12 protein-coding genes are annotated in these 17,620 nt (G+C 31.0%); 4 read left to right on the top strand and 8 right to left on the bottom strand.

Going from position 1 to position 17,620, the window contains the following annotated elements; translation table 11 throughout:
* Positions 1-22: 22 nt before the first annotated feature.
* On the bottom strand, positions 23-1,210 hold the full coding sequence (mnmA, locus tag ACH5TW_RS04990) for a tRNA 2-thiouridine(34) synthase MnmA (protein ID WP_439335776.1): 1,188 nt from the start codon (positions 1,208-1,210) through the stop codon (positions 23-25).
* A gap of 183 nt (positions 1,211-1,393) precedes the next feature.
* Here mnmA and ACH5TW_RS04985 point away from each other — a divergent pair, with 183 nt between their 5' ends.
* Positions 1,394-2,788 carry a fasciclin domain-containing protein gene (locus tag ACH5TW_RS04985; RefSeq protein WP_439335390.1) on the top strand — a complete coding sequence of 465 codons (1,395 nt, stop codon included), beginning with the start codon at positions 1,394-1,396 and terminating at the stop codon, positions 2,786-2,788.
* Between the two features lie 89 nt (positions 2,789-2,877).
* Here ACH5TW_RS04985 and ACH5TW_RS04980 read toward each other — a convergent pair whose 3' ends face one another.
* The 3 genes from ACH5TW_RS04980 to pyrG all read right to left on the bottom strand — a co-directional run bounded on the left by ACH5TW_RS04980 (position 2,878) and on the right by pyrG (position 7,334).
* Entirely contained in the window at positions 2,878-3,579 is a 702-nt protein-coding gene (locus ACH5TW_RS04980; protein ID WP_439335389.1) for a toxin-antitoxin system YwqK family antitoxin, read from the bottom strand.
* Between the two features lie 123 nt (positions 3,580-3,702).
* On the bottom strand, positions 3,703-5,601 hold the full coding sequence (gene yidC / locus ACH5TW_RS04975; RefSeq protein WP_439335388.1) for a membrane protein insertase YidC: 1,899 nt from the start codon (positions 5,599-5,601) through the stop codon (positions 3,703-3,705).
* Positions 5,602-5,720: 119 nt separating this feature from the next.
* Positions 5,721-7,334 (bottom strand): CTP synthase, encoded by a 1,614-nt coding sequence (pyrG, locus tag ACH5TW_RS04970; protein ID WP_439335387.1) that lies wholly within the window; start codon positions 7,332-7,334, stop codon positions 5,721-5,723.
* A gap of 229 nt (positions 7,335-7,563) precedes the next feature.
* Here pyrG and ACH5TW_RS04965 point away from each other — a divergent pair, with 229 nt between their 5' ends.
* Complete coding sequence (locus ACH5TW_RS04965; RefSeq protein ID WP_439335386.1) at positions 7,564-8,358, top strand: DUF1796 family putative cysteine peptidase; 795 nt, start codon at positions 7,564-7,566, stop codon at positions 8,356-8,358.
* On the opposite strand, the gene ACH5TW_RS04960 is transcribed toward ACH5TW_RS04965, so the two are convergent.
* The 4 genes from ACH5TW_RS04960 to ACH5TW_RS04945 all read right to left on the bottom strand — a co-directional run bounded on the left by ACH5TW_RS04960 (position 8,351) and on the right by ACH5TW_RS04945 (position 13,770).
* Positions 8,351-8,578 carry a DUF3820 family protein gene (locus tag ACH5TW_RS04960; protein ID WP_439335385.1) on the bottom strand — a complete coding sequence of 76 codons (228 nt, stop codon included), beginning with the start codon at positions 8,576-8,578 and terminating at the stop codon, positions 8,351-8,353. The genes ACH5TW_RS04965 and ACH5TW_RS04960 overlap by 8 nt on opposite strands.
* Before the next feature lie 2 nt (positions 8,579-8,580).
* Positions 8,581-10,518: a LysM peptidoglycan-binding domain-containing protein gene (locus ACH5TW_RS04955; protein WP_439335384.1), complete on the bottom strand. Its 1,938-nt coding sequence runs from the start codon at positions 10,516-10,518 to the stop codon at positions 8,581-8,583.
* A 282-nt stretch (positions 10,519-10,800) separates the two neighbouring features.
* Entirely contained in the window at positions 10,801-12,336 is a 1,536-nt protein-coding gene (gene guaA / locus ACH5TW_RS04950; protein ID WP_439335383.1) for a glutamine-hydrolyzing GMP synthase, read from the bottom strand.
* A 63-nt stretch (positions 12,337-12,399) separates the two neighbouring features.
* Positions 12,400-13,770 carry a pyridoxal phosphate-dependent decarboxylase family protein gene (locus tag ACH5TW_RS04945; protein WP_439335382.1) on the bottom strand — a complete coding sequence of 457 codons (1,371 nt, stop codon included), beginning with the start codon at positions 13,768-13,770 and terminating at the stop codon, positions 12,400-12,402.
* 162 nt (positions 13,771-13,932) lie between these two features.
* Between ACH5TW_RS04945 and ACH5TW_RS04940 the strand changes: the two genes are divergently transcribed.
* Together ACH5TW_RS04940 and ACH5TW_RS04935 are read left to right on the top strand one after the other, a co-directional pair.
* Positions 13,933-15,711 (top strand): tetratricopeptide repeat protein, encoded by a 1,779-nt coding sequence (locus ACH5TW_RS04940; RefSeq protein WP_439335381.1) that lies wholly within the window; start codon positions 13,933-13,935, stop codon positions 15,709-15,711.
* 226 nt (positions 15,712-15,937) lie between these two features.
* Positions 15,938-17,620: a hypothetical protein gene (locus ACH5TW_RS04935; protein WP_439335380.1), complete on the top strand. Its 1,683-nt coding sequence runs from the start codon at positions 15,938-15,940 to the stop codon at positions 17,618-17,620.

The raw sequence follows: 17,620 nt of genomic DNA, 5'->3' as shown, positions 1-17,620 counted from the left end.
AATAAATTTAAGTTATTGCAAGTTATGAAATTACTCCCGAACCTACTAACTCATCTTCTAAATACCAAGCTGCAAATTGCCCTTCTGTTATAGCAGATTGAACATTTTCAAATTCAATATACAAACCACTTTCAACTTTATGTAACGTTGCTTTTTCTAAAGTTTGTCTATAACGAATTCTTGCCGTAACGGGCATTGTTTCATTACTATTTAAAGCTAAATCTGTACGCACCCAATGCAATTCTTCATTGGTTATAAACAAGGCTTTTTTATATAAACCTGGATGATTTTTTCCTTGACCTGTATAAATAACATTTTCTTTTACATCGGTATCAATAACAAATAATGGTTCAATAGTACCACCAACAGCCAACCCTTTTCGTTGTCCTTTTGTAAAATAATGCGCCCCTTGATGTTTACCAACTACTTTTCCTAAATCTACATTGTAATCAATTTTACGTGATAAGTATTTTAATTTTTCTTCTTCTGAATCAAATTGAGGTTCGTCTTGATTATAAACATCTATATCACTAGGTATTTCAACGATAATACCTTGTTTTGGCTTTAATTGCTGCTGAAGAAAATCAGGTAATTTCACCTTACCAATAAAACAAAGTCCTTGAGAATCTTTCTTTTCTGCGGTAACTAAATCTAGTTCCATAGCTATTTCACGAACTTCGGGTTTTGTTAACTCACCAATAGGAAATAACGACTTAGCTAATTGTTCTTGTGACAACTGACATAAAAAATAAGATTGATCCTTATTATCATCAACACCTGCTAATAATTGATATGTTTCATTTCCGTCCTTTTGAATCGTTCCCTTCCTGCAATAATGCCCTGTCGCAACATAATCTGCTCCAAGCTCTAAGGCAATTTTCATAAAGACATCAAACTTTATCTCTCTATTACAAAGCACATCAGGGTTAGGTGTTCTCCCCTTTTCATATTCATTAAACATATAATCTACTATACGCTCCTTATATTGCTCACTTAAATCTACCGTTTGAAAAGGGATTCCTAATTTTTCAGCCACCAACATAGCATCGTTACTATCATCTAACCATGGACACTCATTAGAAATAGTAACAGAGTCATCATGCCAGTTTTTCATAAACAAACCTATAACTTCATATCCTTGCTGCTGTAACAAATATGCTGCAACACTAGAATCTACACCTCCTGAAAGACCAATAATAACTCGTTTCATCATGAAAAATTAAGATGCAAATATACATATAATTGATTTGTTTGTTAATGAAAAATCCGTTCTTTAAAATCAACAAAAATTTATTTTGTTGATTTTTTTTAAAAAATAATTAAACAATATTTGGTTTTTTGTTTAATTATTTTATATTTTTGTTAAACAATATTAAAGCTAAATAAAAATATTATGAAAAATTTTAAAAAATTATCTATCCTTTTAATTGGATTAATCATGTTAACATCATGTAATGATGACGATGATATTATCGAATTTATACCAACTAACAACATTGTAGAGTTAGCACAAGCAACTCCGCAATTATCTAAACTGGAAGCAGCTCTAACAAACTATCCTGATTTAATAACTTTACTAAGTGGTGATGGTAATTTTACAGTTTTTGCACCAAATAACGATGCCTTTGATGATTTACTAACAGCTCTTGGTCAAACCGATATTAATGATATTCCAGAAGATGTACTTAAAAACGTTTTACAATATCATGTTTTTGCATCTGCAGCTCTTGAAGCAAGTGCTGTAACAAGTGGCACAATAACAATGGCTAACGGAGAAAATGCTGATGTAGTTGCAGACAGTAATGGTGTTTCTATAGCTAATGCTCAAGTAATTTTGGTTGATGCCATAGGCACAAATGGTGTAGTACATATAATTGATAGTGTTATGGTTCCACCATCTATTCTACCAATTGTTGGTACTATAGTCGCTCCTGCTTATTTTAATAAAGATTTTACAACTTTAATAGCTGCTGTACAAGCTGCTGACCCTAGTATATTAGAACTTTTATTAAGTAACGGGCCGAATGATAATGGTTTAACTTTATTTGCTCCAACTAATGATGCTTTTACTGCTGCTGGAATTACCGATTTATCAGCCGTAGCAGACATTGTAGATGCTGTATTGGCTTACCACGTAGTTGATGGAACAGTTATGAAAGATATGCTACCTGTCTCAGGTATTGCTGCTGCTGAAGTACAAACTTTAGGAGGGAATATTTATGTTACTAATGCAGGAGGTGCAGTTTCAATAAACGGAACTACAACTGTAGTAGCAACAAACATACCTGGTTCAAACGGGATTGTACATGTAATTGATAGAACATTAGTACCACCAACTCAAACTATAAATGAAATTGTTGCTGGATTTGCTTCTGGTACACCTGGAGAATTTACATTATTAGCTGCCGCTTTAGGAAGAGCAGGTTTAGCTAATTTCTTTTCTGGAGATGGTCCATACACAGTATTTGCACCAACTGATGCCGCTTTTATAGCTGCTGGTTTAACTGAGGCTGTTATAAACGATACTGACCCAACAGCAGTAGCTGGCATATTAACGCACCATGTTGTTGAGCCAAATGCATATATATTTTCTACAGATTTAACAGATGATTTACAAGCTCCCATGCTAAATGGACAAAATGTAGTAATAGATTTAGATACTTTAACAATTCAAGATGCTGCAGGAACAAATCCTCCTGCTGGATTAGTTGGTAGCTTATTAAATGTATTGGCAACAAATGGTGTAGTACACGTAATTGATCAAGTTTTATTACCTGCTGCTAATTAATAAATTAAATTTGTTTGGTTTTTTATAATTGTAGACAATTATTAATACTCATTAAAAATTGTTTATGAAAAAGAAGGCTCCTTAAATTATTAAGGAGTTTTCTTTTTATATTTAGGTTTATAGGTAAAATCTTTTTCTTCTTTTAAAACACCATTTTCATAATATTTCCAAACGCCATCTTTTTTACCTCTTTTATAATTGCCTTCTACTAATAAACCTCCATCAGGACTATAATATTTAGATATACCGTGTAACTCACCATTAACATAAACAAAGGATTTTAAAACCTTGTTTTCTTCTGAATACAAAAATGATTCGCCTTCTAATTTTCCTGCTTTATAAAACTGTTTCTCTGCTATTTGTCCGTTTTTATAATACACAAAACGCTCTCCATCAAGTTTGCCAAAATTATCATAATGCTCTAAAATTAATAAGGCATCTGAGTTTTTTTGATAATATTTCCAAGTACCAATATATATTTTATCATCCATTTGCCCTTCACTAATAAGCTTTCCTTTAGATGAATAAAACTTTGCATCAACTATAGTATTACTTTCATTAAATTGTCTGGTAGCAGCCAAAACAGCTTTACCATTTACGTTCTTGTAAAACTTAAATAACCCCACTTCTTTTCCATGGAAAAAGGCACCTTCATATCTTAATACTTTCGTATTATCAAATGTTTTTTTCCAAACACCATCTCGTTTTCCTTCTGCATCAAATTGATTAATACTTTGAGCAGTAATTATAGTAGTGAATAATAACTGAAAACTAAAAGCTATAAACTTCATAATATTAAAATAGAATTGATATAAAATAGTAAAATATAAACGAAAATATTATTTTCAAATTGTATATAAAAAAAAGCTGCCATTATAATTAATGACAGCTTTTTTTTTAATATGCAATCGTAATTATTTACGTTTTTTTTGTGCTTGCTTTTGCTGCTCTGCCTGCTCCATCATTTCAGCCATTTTCTTTTGAAACTTATTCTGCTTTTTAGGCTGTTTCTTTTTCTCTTGAATTTGAGCATGAATTTTATCTTCATCAAGAATATAATTCTTAATAACTAAAATAATTCCGATACTAATTAAGTTTGAAATAAAGTAATACAAACTTAATCCTGATGCGTAGTTATTAAAGAAAAACAACATCATTATTGGAGAGAAGTACATCATATACTTCATCATTTTACCCATATCTGGCATCCCTTCTTGTTGTGGTTGTGCTTGCATATTTTGTCCTGTTGTTAAACGCATATAGAAGAAAATTGCAATAGACGCTAATAACGGGAACAAACTTACGTGGTCTCCGTAAAATGGAATACTCCACCCTGGAGGGAATTCATAAATAGTATCATATGAAGATAAATCATCTGCCCACAAGAAGCTTTTTTGTCTTAAATCAAAAGCCGATGGAAAAAATTGGAATAATGCATAAAACACTGGCAACTGAATTAAAGCTGGCAAACATCCTGCCATTGGGCTTGCTCCTGCTTTAGTTTGCAACGCCATTGTTTCTTGTTGCGCTTTCATTTTATTGTTTTTATGCTTTTCACGAATGGCATCTAATTCTGGTTTTAGAATTTTAAGTTTTGCTTGTGATAAAAACTGCTTATATTGTACAAAAGACATTAACAGTTTTATAGAAATTGTCATAACTATAATAGCAATTCCGTAAGGTAAAAAGCCTCCTAAAAATGCGAAAAACGGCATAAATAGATAGCGGTTAATAAGACCAAAAATACCCCAACCAAATGGTACAATTTCATCTAAATTTCTATTATAAGCATGCAATGTTTTGTATTCGTTAGGTCCATAATACAAATCCATTGATTGATTAATTTCTCCACCTTGTAATTGCAAAGGTATTGTAGCTTCAAAATTCTTAGTATAAAGTGTATCAACATCTTCATCTTTTACTAAATTCTCAGCTTTTATATTTGCTGTTTTAAATGGCGAATCAGTTAATAATACAGATGAAAAGAAATGTTGTTTAAACCCTATCCAAGACACATCTTCTAGTTCTTCATCTGCATCTCTTGCGCCTGTATAATCAGCTTTTCCATTTTCATGATCGTAATGTATATCTGTGTATCTATTTTCATAAGAAATACTTTTTGCATGACGATATCCTTTAAGGTTCCAATCTAAATTAATAGCTTGAGATTGATTTATAACATCTCCTAATCCTTGAGAACGCACGGTGAATCCCATCATATAATCACCTTCTTTTAACTCATAACGGAATTCTAAGAACTTAGTTTCTGAAGCTTTTAACTTCATAGAAATTATAGTAATATCTCCGTTTTTAGTAACAGTTGGTATAAATGGTAAATCTTTAGTATTTAAAATTCGGCTATCCGAAGTTCCAAAATTAATATTGAAAGACGCATTATTATCTTTTATTAAATAAATTGGCACCGAATCGTAATTTACAAACTGTTTTAATTTTACTTCAGAAAGGTAACCTCCTTTATTACTAAATTTTAAAGCCAATAAATCACTTTCAACGACCGTTTCTTTATTAGTTGAGTGAATTGCTGAATAAGCAAAAGCACCTAATTTATTTTGTAGTTTAATTTGTTGAAGAGAATCGACTTGCGAGCCAACTACAAAATCATTGGCAGTTACAACTTTTGTTTGCTCTTGAGCTTTACTTTTTTGTTCTGCCTCAACCTGTTCCTGTTTTGCTTTTTCTTGCGCCTCAAGTTCTTCTGGTGTTGGCTGGTTTTGCCAAAGCATATAAGCTAAAATTCCGAAAATAAGTACAAACCCTATTATCGAATTAATGTCTAATTTCTTTTCTTCCATGTATTTCAAATTTTAGACCTGTCAAGTCTTGTAAACCTAACAGGTCTTTTTAAATATATATTGTTATGCTTATGTCAAAAATGTATCCAATTTTAATTTTGTGACATTCTGGCATTAGCTTACTTCTTTTTAGAGCTCAATGCTGCCTTAACAAACGCTACAAATAACGGATGTGGATTCGCCACTGTACTTTTATATTCTGGGTGATACTGAACAGCTACAAACCAAGGATGATCTGGAATCTCTACTATCTCTACCAAGTCTGTATCTGGATTTAAACCAGTTGCTAACAAACCTGCAGTTTCCATTTGCTCTTTAAATTCACTATTAAACTCATAACGATGTCTGTGACGCTCTTTAATACTTTCTACCTTATATATATCACGTACTTTACTACCTGTTTTTAAATCGCAAGCCCATGCTCCTAAACGCATAGTTCCTCCTTTGTCTGTTATTGTTTTTTGATCTTCCATTAAATCAATGACAGGGTTCTTTGTATTCTCGTCCATTTCGGTAGAATTTGCATCTTCAATGTTTAACACATTTCTAGCAAACTCTATAACTGCCATTTGCATGCCTAAACAAATTCCTAAAAATGGAATATTGTTTTCACGCACAAACTTAATAGCTGTTATTTTTCCTTCTATACCACGTTCTCCAAAACCAGGAGCTACTAAAACACCATCTAAATGCCCTAGTTTAAGTTTTATATTATCATCATTTAAATACTCAGAATGTATAGATTCTATATTAACTTTAACTTCATTTTCTGCTCCTGCATGAATAAAAGCTTCTAAAATAGATTTATAAGAATCTTGTAATTCTACATATTTACCAATTAACCCAATAGTAACCTCGGTTTTTGGGTTTTTATAACGGTGTACAAACTTATTCCATATAGAAATATCTGGTACCGAACTATTTAAACCTAATTGTTTAAGAACCACTTTATCTAAGCCTTCTTCTAACATTAAATTAGGCACATCATAAATAGTAGATGCATCAATAGATTGTATAACGGCTTCTTCCTTAACATTACAGAATAAAGCTAATTTTCGACGTAAATCTTTTGGTAAATTATGTTCTGTTCTACAAACTAAAATATCTGCTTGCACTCCACTTTCCATAAGTGTTTTAACACTATGCTGTGTTGGCTTCGTTTTTAATTCGCCTGCGGCAGATAAGTAAGGTACTAACGTTAAGTGAATAACAATACCATTATTTTCTCCTAAATCCCATCGTAATTGACGTACGGCTTCAATATATGGTAATGACTCAATATCTCCAACAGTACCTCCTATTTCAGTAATAACAATATCATAATCTCCAGACTTTCCTAAAATTTGAATACGCTCTTTAATTTCATCGGTAATATGAGGAACCACCTGAACTGTTTTACCTAAAAACTCTCCGCGACGTTCTTTTTGAATGACACTTTGATAAATACGACCAGTAGTTACATTATTTGCTTGACTGGTTGGTACGTTTAAAAAACGTTCGTAATGACCTAAATCTAAATCGGTTTCGGCACCATCTTCCGTTACATAACACTCACCGTGTTCATAAGGATTTAACGTTCCTGGATCTACATTTATATATGGATCTAATTTTTGAATAGTAACCCTATATCCTTGAGCCTGTAATAGCTTTGCAAGTGATGCTGCTATAATACCTTTTCCTAATGAAGATGTAACCCCACCGGTTACAAATATATATTTTGTTGTATGTGTCATGTTGCGCTTATAAACGCAGGCAAATTTACAAAATTAAAACAGTTATTCTTGAATAAGTTTTTAGTTATTTATAGTTAGTTTTTAACAATGAAAAAGCCTAAAATTTAATTATACTCAATACATGACTTTAACTTTATATAAAATTTACAAATCTAAAAACTCTAGTCGTTTTATATTTAAAGAAACTTTAAATTTTATTTATATTGCAATTCATTAAACAAATCAATCTTTGAAAATATTTAAAAAAGTTGTTAACAGTAAAAACAAGTTAAAAAGAAAACCTCTATCTAACACAGAGCAAGATTTAATAGTTAAGGCTAATACAATTAGTAATAAAATTAATGTTTGGCTAGGCAATAAAATACATGAAAACATTTCATTTGGAGAAAACTGTACTACTTCAACATATTTAAAAAAAACATCTAATAAAAATGCTTCTTATCCATTTGACTGGATATTCTCTTCTCCCGAAATTATTTTACATGCATTAAAAGATGATTTCAAATTATTTTTAGATAAAGATCAAATTTTTCAAGTAACCCAAAATAAGGCTGGACATCAATTTTACCACTCAAAAATGTTCAACCATAGGAGCCCTTTAAAATCGGATGAGGATTATAATTATTATGAAAGAGCAGTTAACAGATTAAAACTTGTTTTAGAAACACAAAAACACAGTGTATTTGTTATAACAATTATAAAAGAACCCGAAAAACGGTTAGATTGGAGTAATGGTTTTGATAAGAAAATTGACCAACCAGTTAATCAATCACTAGAAAGCTTCAAACCCTTAGTTTCATATATTAAGCAGGTAAATCCAAATTCTAAATTTCTATTTTTAAGTCAGGTTTCTGAAGGCAAACCTTATATAAATTTAGACTATATAGATGATACAGTAATATGGGTAGATTTCATATCTCAAGGTGCTTGTTCTGGCACAAAATACAGAGATATAGTTGATGACACCATTGCTAAAATTATTTTTCAAGGACTATACAATAAGCCTTTAAAACAAATTATTTAGGGTACTGTTTTTTTATATTTCTAATTAAATCTTCTAAGCCATTTAATTTAAGCTCGTACACTTGCTTAAGCATATCGCCTAATTTTCCTTTAGGAAAGCCTTTTTGATTGTACCAAACCACATAATACTCTGGTAAATCTATTAAGTACCTATCTTTATATTTACCAAAGGGCATTTTAGTATGCGCCAAGGTTATAAGAAATTGTTTGTCTGGAATCACAATTATTGTTTTACCTCAACAATAGCTAAATCGTCATATTTAACTAAATAAACGGTATCATTATAATACCCGCCAAACATTTTCTTTTTGTAAGCAAATTTATTCTCAACGTATTCTGTAAGAGGCGCGTTGTTTACTGATACATATAAATCTTCTGAAGACACCAAACGCAATACAACATCCATTGTTAAATCGAAACCTTTTACAGCCCACTTGTTAGGTGTAATATTATATAAACGACTGTAGTTGTTTACAAAAAAGTTATTCTCAGTTTCATTATAAGCCTTTGTTGTACTTACAAAATGAAACTGTAATTTTGATAAATTTTCATTTGAAACTTCATCATCTTCAAATGCTCTATTTTTGTTAGTAGTAACTAATACAATATCAATAGCTGGTTGATTTTCTTCTGTATTTTCTTTTTGAATTAAAGACGCTAAAACGCTTGTAACATTGGACACAAAACCAGCATTTTTTGTTTCTAAAAACACAATATTCTCTCCGGGTTTTAGTGCATTTTTTATTGCATCAACAGAAACATAATACTTGTCTTTTCCTGTTTCTTTATCTTTTTTAGACTCTATTAAAGTAGCAAAATTAAATTCGCGTTTAATACCATTTGCTACTTCTTTATTTTCACCATCATAAATAGCTATTACATGTTTTACCAAAGAATCTCTTCTTACGTAATTTATAATCTTACTTTTTAATAAATCATCAGATGGTCTTGATTGAAATACATTGTCATATAACTTTAAGTTTGTCCCTATGGGAGAGACAACTGGAATATTATACTGACGTAATTCAGAAGCTACTTTCTCAAAATTAAGAGGCGTTAAAGGACCTATTACCGCATTTACATCTTCAAAATTATTATCTACTATAATTCTTGCTACTTCGCTTTCTTCTCTTTTTGTATCGTATACATCTACTTTTAGAGAAACTCCTAGCTTTTTTAAAGAATCAATAGCAATTAATACTCCCGAATGAAAATCTAAAGATGCTCTTAAATAAGGGTCTTTTTTTATACTACGTTTAGTATCTGCTAAAGAATCAAAATCAACACGATTTAATCTAAAAGGCAACATAACCGCAATATGTTTAGAACTAAAATCAGAAATACTATCGGTTAAATTAATGCTTCCTGAATCTGCTTCAATAATCCCATTTGCTAGGTTAGAATACGGTATTTTTAAAATCATGCCGTTTTTTAAACCTGTTTCTTTTAACTCTGGGTTTAATGCTTCTAACTGAGATTGTTCTAAACCTAATTTAAGTTTTAATCTATAAAAGCCTTCTTTAGGCAATACTTTGTAATAGCTAAATTGTTCGTCTACTACTTTTTCTTGAGTTTCATCAAGATTTGGCACATTAATTTCTTGTCCTTCTTTTAATACAACTCCCATTTCTGGGTTTAATGTTTCCAGTTCTTCCAATGTAATACCAAACTTATATGCGATACGCCACTTCCCTTCTTTAGGTAATACTGTATATGTTTTGGTAGCTTTGTTTTCTTCTACAACTTCAGTTGTTTTAAATACAGGGATTTGAAGCTTATCACCTTTTCTAAGCGGATTTGCGTATAAAAACTTGTTATACTTTTTTATATCATCTTGACTTATGTTATAAAGTTTAGATAAACTATATAACGTCTCTCTCTTCTTTGTTTTATGGTTTTTAAAGCCTTGTAATTCTTTTACAATAGTTACTTTAGGTTTATTTGCTTTAGAAATAGGAATTATTAAAACAGTACTTGGTTTTAATCCTTTTTTAGCATCTGGGTTTAGACTATAAATATCGATGGGTGTTACATAATAACGCTTTGCGATACTTTCTATGGTTTCTCCTTTTTTAACTTGGTGGGTGCTAAAGTTTTGTGCATTTACTGTATTAAAACTAAACAACAGTACTAAACATAAAACGGAAAAAAATTTAATCATCTAATTATTTTTTTATTGCGTTAGGGATGGCAGTGGCATCCTTTTATTTTTATACGCTATATTAAATACATATAGCATGCCAAAAAAATAAAAGATATAACGAACAGCCCGCCAATATTTTTAAGTTGACTTATTTATATACGTTCATTTTGTATAAATAAGTCAACTTAAAATAATAAATATAGTTTGTAAATATTGGAACGCCCAAAATTCTTCAATAAAATTGATTGTTACAACTATACTTTATAAGACCCAAAATAGATTAAAAAGTCACGGTATGTTTTATTCCCACTCGATGGTTGCAGGTGGTTTTGAACTGATATCGTAAACTACTCTATTAACGCCTTTTACTTTATTTATTATATCGTTTGATGTTTTTTGAAGAAACTCGTAAGGTAAGTTTACCCAATCTGCAGTCATTCCATCTGTACTTTCTACAGCTCTTAATGCTACGCATTTTTCGTAAGTACGCTCATCTCCCATAACACCAACACTATTTACGGGTAGTAACATAGCGCCTGCTTGCCAAACTTTGTCATACAAGCCCCATTCTTTTAATCCGTTAATAAAAATGGCATCAACTTCTTGAAGCATGGTTACTTTTTCGGCAGTAATATCTCCTAAAATACGAATTCCTAATCCTGGTCCTGGAAATGGGTGACGACCTAAAAGTTCTGGATCAATCCCTAAGGTTGCCCCAACACGTCTTACTTCATCTTTAAAAATAGCACGAAGCGGCTCAACAATTTTAAGTTTCATAAAATCTGGTAATCCACCAACATTATGATGACTTTTAATAGTTGCCGAAGGGCCTCCTGTGGCAGAAACACTCTCAATAACATCTGGGTAAATGGTTCCTTGCGCTAACCATTTTACGTCTTCTAGTTTATGTGCTTCATCATCAAAAACTTCAATAAAAGCATTACCAATAGCTTTACGTTTTTTCTCAGGATCTTCGATACCTTTTAATGCTGCAAGGAATCTTTCGGAAGCATCAACGCCTTTTACGTTAAGTCCCATGCCTTCGTACTGATTTAACACACTTTGAAATTCGTTTTTACGAAGCAATCCGTTATTAACGAAAATACAATATAAGTTCTTGCCAATAGCTTTATTTAAAAGTACAGCTGCTACTGTAGAATCTACTCCACCAGATAAACCTAGTACAACTTTGTCATTTCCTACTTTTTCTTGAATGGCTTCTACGGTTTCTTCAACAAAAGAATCTGGAGTCCAATCTTGATGTAAACCTGCTATTTTAACTAAAAAGTTTTCTAATAATTGTTTTCCATCTGTTGAATGATATACTTCTGGATGAAACTGAATAGCATAAGTGGTTTCTCCTTCTATTTTATAAGCTGCATTTTCAACATCATTAGTACTTGCTATTAAAACACCATTGGTTGGTAATTCTTTAATAGTATCACTATGACTCATCCATACTTGGCTTCCTTCGTTTATATTAGAAAAGAAAGCTTCATCACTTTTTATAAACGATAAATTAGCACGCCCGTACTCTCTTGTATTAGACGGTGCTACATTACCTCCTGAAAAATGAGCTAAATATTGCGCGCCGTAACATACAGCAAGCATTGGTTTTTTTCCTCGAATTTCAGATAAATCTGGATGTAAAGCGTCTTCGCCTCTTACAGAGTTTGGACTGCCAGAAAGTATAATAGCTTTATAGCTTTCTATATTGGTTGGAATTTTGTTAAATGGGTGTATTTCGGAGTATATGTTGAGTTCTCTAACTCTACGGGCAATAAGTTGTGTGTATTGCGATCCGAAGTCTAAAATTAATACCTTGTCGTGTTGCATGCGCAAAAATAGTAATTGATTTTATATTGACGAATTTGGATTCGTAATTTTTTAAATAAATTTTTATTGCATTGAATCTAAAATCATTTCAATGTCTTTTTCTGTGGTGTCTGGATTGATAAAACAAAAGCGCGATACGGTTTCAAAAGCATCGCCGTTTTTCCATTTTGTTGGTGTAACTAAAGCAAAACCTTTTTTGTGATTCTCATAAGTCCAATGTGTATAATCTTCAGGCTTCCACCCTATTCTTCTATATAAAACACAAGACAAACTAGGTTCTCGTACTAACTCGACATGCGGATTTTCTTCAATCATTTTACCTGCAATTTGTGCTAATTCAAGACCACGTTCTACAGCTAGTTTATATTCATTTGTACCATGCATTGCTAATGAAAACCACAAAGGCAACCCTCTAACACGTCGTGTTAATTGTATTTGATAATCGGTTGGATTAAATCCGTGAGCACCTTCATCTTTAAAAATATCTAAATAAGATCCTTGTTGTGAATGCGCATTTTTAGCTAATTCTGGTTCTTTATAAATAACAGCACCGCAATCGTATGGTGAAAACATCCATTTATGAGGATCTATAGTAATACTATCTGCTTTTTCAACACCATTAAATAAATGTCTTACAGAACCGGCTGCCAAAGCACCACCACCATAAGCAGCATCAATATGAAACCATAAATTTTCTTTTTCGCAAATAGTTGCAATACCTTCTAAATCATCAATAATACCAGCATTGGTTGTACCTCCTGTACCTACAACAGCAAATAATCGTTTCCGTTGATGTTCTGTTAGTGAATCTATAGCACCTTGTAATTCTTTACCATGTAAAACATCTTCTGTATCAACTAAAAAAACGTCGACATCAATAACTTTTGCCATGGCCTTTATAGACGAATGCGCTCCTATAGATGTAATAACCAGTCCTTTTTCGCCTTTAAACTCGTCATTTTCTCTCCAATGTTCACGAGCAGTAACCATAGCTGACAAATTAGCTGCCGTACCACCACTAGTAAATACTCCAAAAGCGCCTTCTGGCATGCCTGTTAAAGACACAATCCATTTCATAGCTTCGTTTTCACAAAAAATACCGCCTGCACCTTCCATCCAATATGCTCCATGAATACTAGAGGCTGATGTTACTAAATCGAACATAATAGCTGCTCTTGTTGGAGCTGCTGGTACAAAGGCTAAATTCCTAGGATGATCTACAGGAACATTGGCTTTCATTAAATGCTCTTTCCATAACTTAAAGGCATACTCACCTCCAATACCATCTTCGGTTATAGTATCTCCTACTAGTGCTCTAAGTTCTTCTTCCTTTTTTGGCTTTCCTATTTTAGGATTAGTTTCTGAAATTCTACTAATTGCATATTTCATAATATCCATAGTCATTTCAACTAATTCAATATCTATTTTGTGCATTATACCTATAATTAAATTTAAAAAATTGTTTTAAGCTTACAAATTTAACACTAACTAATGAATTAATTGACTTTAAAACACTAATCATTATTACTATTATCAAATCTATTTGGCTTGCTATTAATAAATAAGTAATTTTATAAAAAACAGCTAGTAATAATTATGAAATATTTTATTTTAAGACTTATTAAAATAAACTTAACATTTAGAATATTTATTTTCTTTCTAATAGCCTACACTACCCAAACTTCCAATGCACAAAGTGATAAAGTTATTGATAGTATACAAAAGTTAATTCCAACATTACATGATAGCTTAAAATTTGACTCTTACATTTTAATTTTTAAAAAAACTTTAAGAAAGAAACCCGATCTATCAAAAACATATTTGGATTCAGCAACTTATATTTCTAATAATCTAAAAGAAATCAAAACTAAACAATCTAAAACTTTAAAGTTATACGACAATTTAGGAGAATATTATTATCGGATATCTGATTTTAAAAAACTTGAAGAACTTGATGAAAAAATAGTCTCGATTTACCTCAAAAAAGAGAACAAAAAAAAACTTGCTGTGGCTTATAATAATATAAGTAGAACTCAACAAAGGCTTAGCAAATTTGAAAAATCTATTGAGAGTGTCATGAAATCTTTGAAACTACAAGATGAACTTGGTTATGCAGAAAATAAAAAAGCTTTTAGCTATAGGTCTTTAGTAACATTATATGGAAAAATATTAAACTACGAAAAATCAAATTTTTATAACAAAAAGCTAGAAGATATATATACTAAAAGCAACGACTCAACAAGTTTAGCATCAGTTTGGGGTAGTTTTGGATTAAGCTATAAAAAAGCAAAAGATTACGATAACGCTCTTAAGTATTATAAAAAAAGCTCTAAAATATATGAAGTTTTAAAAAATAAGAATGCATTAGCACATAACTATAATTATCTAGGTAGCCTTTATATTTCTAAAGATAGTCTTGAGTTAGCAAAACGCTATTTAAAAGAGGCATTAAATTTAGGAAAAGCTGTTAAGGATAAACCAACAATTGCAGTTTCATTAAATAATCTGGGTGTAATAAGTAATCGTCAAAAAAAATTCAATGATGCTATAGAGTATTTAGAAGATTCTAAAAAAATTGGTCAAGAAATAGGGCATAGACACTTATTAATAGATGTCTACTTTAATTTATCTAGGGCATATTTTGGAAAGAGAGATTATAGAAAAGCATATATAAATAGATCATATCAGACTAAATTAAAAGATAGTATTTTTAAAAGAGAAAGCATTGATAAAATAAATGAGTTAGAGATAAAGTATCAAACAGAAATAAAAGAACAACAAATCCTGATTCAAGACAAAGAAATTGAGTTATTAAAGCACAAAGAAGAAAACAATAATTTACAACGTTTATTATTAGCTATAGGTTTTTTTTTATCTCTAATTGGGTTTTATGGCATAAGACAGAAATTAAAACGTAACAAACTTGAAAAACTAAAGTTGAACACTGAATTAGCATTTAAAAAGAAAGAACTTACCACCCATGCTTTACATCTTGCCAAAAAAAATGAAGTATTAGCGGGTTTAAGACAAAAAGCCAAAGAGCTTAAAACTTCCGAAAATAATTCTAATGGTTATCAACAACTTATTAGAACTATAAATTTTGATTTAAAGGATGATAATAACTGGAAGAATTTCAGCAAATACTTTCAAGATGTCCATAAAGATTTTAATAGTAATGTAAAACAAAAATACCCTGAAGTTACTTCAAATGAATTACGTTTAATGTCTTTATTAAAAATGAATCTCTCGTCAAAAGAGATCGCAAATATTCTCAATATTTCACCAGAAGGTATCAAAAAGGCACGTTATCGACTCAGAAAAAAACTAAATATTAATACAGACGATTCTCTTCAAGATTTAATCTTAAACCTTTAGAGTAAGATACTTATATTTTGATGTCCCCTTTTTGTCTGATAGACAATTTTGGTGTGTCCACTATATGTCCACTCACCTTTTTTTAATTCAGCATATTTATACTATAGGTTTGTTTTGTCATTAATTTGACAGAACCGTTTTGTGGTGTCTTGCGCTACACTGGACTGCAGACCTTTAAGGCGCAAGGTCACACAAAACAGTATTAATAACCTATTAACAATATATTATGAAACCACAAAACAATGTATTTAAAACTTTCATATTGCTATTGGCTATTGTATCTGCGATAAGCTGTAGTAAAGATGAACCTACGAAAAACCCAAATAATGAAAATGATAAACTAGTAAAAGAAGATGATATACTAACTACAGATGATTTAGATACCTATGCTGGAGACTTAGGCTTAAGTTTTAGTGCTAGAGAGATTGCAAAAAAGGGACATCAAGCCACTAATGCAAATATTACTGTAAATACGGATGTAGGGGATTTTAGCCAAACTATTCCAATTGATCCAGACACTAATTTAGCTCAATTATCTCTTACACCTGAAGACTTAAAAGATTTAACTGAAGCAGATAAAGACAAATTAAAAGATGGTGTCCCCATAGATGTTTCTATTTTAGATGAAAATGATAATATACTGGCAAGTAAAAGTTTTTCAATATTATCCTTTAGGAGTAATCCTGAAGCTCAAGAACTAGATAATAATACATTAAGCGATATTAGAAATAATTTAACTTTTAAAGAGGATATTCCTTATTATATTCAATTAGTAAAAGAAAACCAAAATGAAAGTAAATTGGTTGCCTATGTTAACTATAGCAGCGGGGGTACATTTGGTGTTCCAGTTAACTTAAGAGATAATTATGATTTTGATGATAATAATCCTTCAAAAAACCTTCATCAATTTACATTTAAAAGGATTCCAAATGATCCAGAATATTTTGCAATTATTAGTGGTGTAACATCTGGTTCTAAACATTTATTCTTGAGAATAAGAGATGCATATTTGTTTCAAGATCAATCTAGATTTGTTGAAGACACAGACCTAAATGCATTACCTGTTGATCATAGATTTAAATTTGTTCGAGATAATAATACAAATTATTATAAAATTTCTCCAAAAGCAAAAGGCATTATTAGAAAAAAGGTTTTTGATGGAAAAACTCGACTTATAGCGACATCAAATCAAGATTACGAAGTCGCTTATTTTAGAATTTTAACTCCGAAAATAGATTGGGATATTCAAGAAATAGAAGCTATATATACAAGCCCAATTTTACCTCCTGCTGGAAATGCTGATTCTTTTCAGAGTAATGCCAAATTAACGAATTGTACCAACGGCCCACTAAAAGAATCTTTTGAAATCTTAATAGATGAAAGTAAAACATCTAACGTTTCATTTGAAGAGTCCTTTAGCATGACATCCACAGAAACCATCGGAGGATCGTTAACAATAAAAGCAGAAACTAAAGCTAGTTTTTTTGGTCAAGGTGTAACTGTTAGTGGAGAAGCAACAGCATCTTACGAGTCTCAATCTTCTATAACAAGTGTAAATACTCAATTTACAGGTCAATCAGAAACTAAACAACAAACAGTTACTAGAACAAGAGAAATAAGTGTTCCTCCTGGAAATGCTGTATTGGTGTACGATACATTTCAAAAATATAGTAAGATTGAAATGCCCTATATACAGAAATACAGAATTAAAGGCACATACATAAATAGCTCAGAAGAATTAACTGGAGATGAAATATTCACTCAGTTTTTATTTACCAACGCTAATGGCGGTGTAGTTACTAGAATTGGATCTGATTTTATACATTTAACAGTTAGAGGCAAAACTACTATTGAAAATGCTATACATACTACAAGTGAAGCAGAATCAGTTGAACCTAATTGTAATTAA

The organism is Thalassobellus sediminis, assembly GCF_044386045.1.
Lineage (GTDB): Bacteria > Bacteroidota > Bacteroidia > Flavobacteriales > Flavobacteriaceae > Thalassobellus > Thalassobellus sediminis.
The sequence above is the reverse complement of the archived record's forward strand: the minus strand, read 5'-3'. Positions and strand labels throughout refer to the sequence as shown.

Bases quoted from the DNA above. Each gene is read 5' to 3' on its own strand.
- ACH5TW_RS04985 (WP_439335390.1), top strand. From the start codon at position 1,394: ATGAAAAATTTTAAAAAATTATCTATCCTTTTAATTGGATTAATCATG.
- ACH5TW_RS04955 (WP_439335384.1), bottom strand. From the start codon at position 10,518: ATGATTAAATTTTTTTCCGTTTTATGTTTAGTACTGTTGTTTAGTTTT.
- yidC (WP_439335388.1), bottom strand. From the start codon at position 5,601: ATGGAAGAAAAGAAATTAGACATTAATTCGATAATAGGGTTTGTACTT.
- ACH5TW_RS04945 (WP_439335382.1), bottom strand. From the start codon at position 13,770: ATGCACAAAATAGATATTGAATTAGTTGAAATGACTATGGATATTATG.
- pyrG (WP_439335387.1), bottom strand. From the start codon at position 7,334: ATGACACATACAACAAAATATATATTTGTAACCGGTGGGGTTACATCT.
- guaA (WP_439335383.1), bottom strand. From the start codon at position 12,336: ATGCAACACGACAAGGTATTAATTTTAGACTTCGGATCGCAATACACA.
- ACH5TW_RS04980 (WP_439335389.1), bottom strand. From the start codon at position 3,579: ATGAAGTTTATAGCTTTTAGTTTTCAGTTATTATTCACTACTATAATT.
- mnmA (WP_439335776.1), bottom strand. From the start codon at position 1,210: ATGAAACGAGTTATTATTGGTCTTTCAGGAGGTGTAGATTCTAGTGTT.
- ACH5TW_RS04935 (WP_439335380.1), top strand. From the start codon at position 15,938: ATGAAACCACAAAACAATGTATTTAAAACTTTCATATTGCTATTGGCT.
- ACH5TW_RS04940 (WP_439335381.1), top strand. From the start codon at position 13,933: ATGAAATATTTTATTTTAAGACTTATTAAAATAAACTTAACATTTAGA.